The 1,868-nt window shown below is 76.6% G+C and carries 1 protein-coding gene; it reads right to left on the reverse strand.

What is annotated here, in order from left to right; genetic code table 11:
• Window positions 1-94: 94 nt before the first annotated feature.
• Window positions 95-1,868 (reverse strand): non-ribosomal peptide synthetase (locus tag KS423_RS44650; protein WP_224285397.1); only part of this gene is annotated, 1,774 nt, incomplete at its 5' end.

The following is a 1,868-nucleotide window of genomic DNA, read 5'->3' on the forward strand; positions in this document are numbered from 1 at the left end:
CGGGCCGGTCCGCGGCCGCCGGCGAGCCGGCGCCGCAGCATTTCCTCGCGGGCTTGCGCGCCGAGGGCCGTCGGCTGTGCCCCGTGCTCGATGGTCATGCCTGCTGCTCCTCGTCGAAAAGCTCGTCGATCTGGGCGCGTATCGCGTCCTCGACCGCCTGTGCCTGGCCCGCCACGGTCGGGTGCTCGAACACCGTGCGGACCGGCAGGTGGATGTCGAACTCCTCCTGGAGCTCGGCGATCAGGCGGATGGCGAGGATGGAGTTGCCGCCGGTGCGGAAGAAGTGGTCGTGCGGGCCGGCCTCGCGGCCGAGGACGTCCTGCCAGATCTCGGCGATGCGCTGCCCGGCGACGCTCCACTCGGCGGCCGTTCCGTCGGCCGGGGAGCCGTCCGGGGCCGCCGGGTCGGGCAGCGCCGACCGGTCGAGCTTGCCGTTGGCGTTCAGCGGGATCTCCGGTACGGCGAGGAGCACGGGCGGGACCATGTAGTCCGGCAGCTGCCCGGCGCAGTGGGCCCGCAGCTCCTCGCCGGTCGGCGGGCGCTCGTCGTCCGCGGCCACCGTGTAGGCGACCAGGCCGAGTTCGCCGGAGGCCGCCCGGTGGGTGACCACCACGGCGTCGCGCAGCCGCGGGTGGGAGGCGAGGACGGCGCGGATCTCGCCGAGCTCGATGCGGTGGCCGCGGATCTTGACCTGGTCGTCGCCCCGGCCGAGGAAGTCCACGGCGCCGCCGGGCAGCCACCGCACCAGATCGCCGGTGCGGTAGAGGCGGGCTCCCGCCGGGCCGTACGGATCGGGGACGAAGCGGTCGGCGGTCAGGGCCGGCCGGCCGAGGTAGCCGCGGGCCACCCCGGTGCCGCCGACGTGGAGTTCGCCGGTGGCGCCCAGGGGCACCTCGCGCAGGTCGGCGTCGAGGACCCGCATCACCATGCCCGGCAGCGGGGAGCCGATCGGGACGACGCCGTCCGTGACCGGGGCGGTCAGCGGATGGACGCAGGTGCCGACGGATGCCTCGGTCGGGCCGTACTCGTTGATGAGCCCGCCGGGACCGAGGATCCGGGCCCAGCGGTCCGCGAGCGCGCCCTGGAGGGCCTCGCCCGCGACCACGACGACCGGGGCGAGCGCGGCGGCCTCGTCGTCGTCCAGCTGGTGGGCGAGGATCTCCAGGTGGCCGGGGGTCAGCTTCAGGAAGCTGTAGGGGCCGCCGGCGGCGAGCCGCCTGCCGAGCTCCGCCAGGTCCAGGTCCGCCGGCAGCAGGTGCACACTCTGCCCGCGCGTCAGCGGTGCCCACAGGTTCGGCACGACGAGGTCGAAGGCGACCGAGGAGAACACGGCGCTGCCGCCGTCGCCCGCCCCGGCGAGGGTCTGCGCGGCCCAGGCGAGGTGGTGGGCGAGGCCCCGGTGCGGGACGCCGACGCCCTTGGGGGTGCCGGTCGAGCCCGAGGTGAAGATCGTGTACGCGAGCCGGTCCTGGTCCGCGGGGACGTCGGGGGCGGACGCCGGAAGGCCCGCGAGGAGGCCCTGCTCGGCGTCGAGGTCGACCACGGTCGGGGCGCCGCCGGCGAGGTGGACGGCGTGCGCGCGCTGCGTCACGACCGTGCCGGCCCCCGCGGCGTCCAGCATCGCGGCGATCCGGGCGGCGGGGAACGCCGGGTCGAGCGGCAGGTACGCGGCGCCCGCCCGCCAGACGCCGAGGAGTGCGGCGTGCAGGTCGGGGCCCCGCTCCAGCAGGACGCCGACGATCGACTCGGGGCCGGCGCCCCGGTCCCGCAGCCGGTGCGCGATCCGGTTGGCGCGGGCGTCGAGTTCGGCGTACGTGAGGGTGAAGCCGTCGCCCCGCACGGCGGTCGCCCCGGGGGTGCGGGCGGCC

Source organism: Streptomyces sp. LS1784 (assembly GCF_020103755.1).
Taxonomy (GTDB): Bacteria; Actinomycetota; Actinomycetes; order Streptomycetales; family Streptomycetaceae; genus Kitasatospora.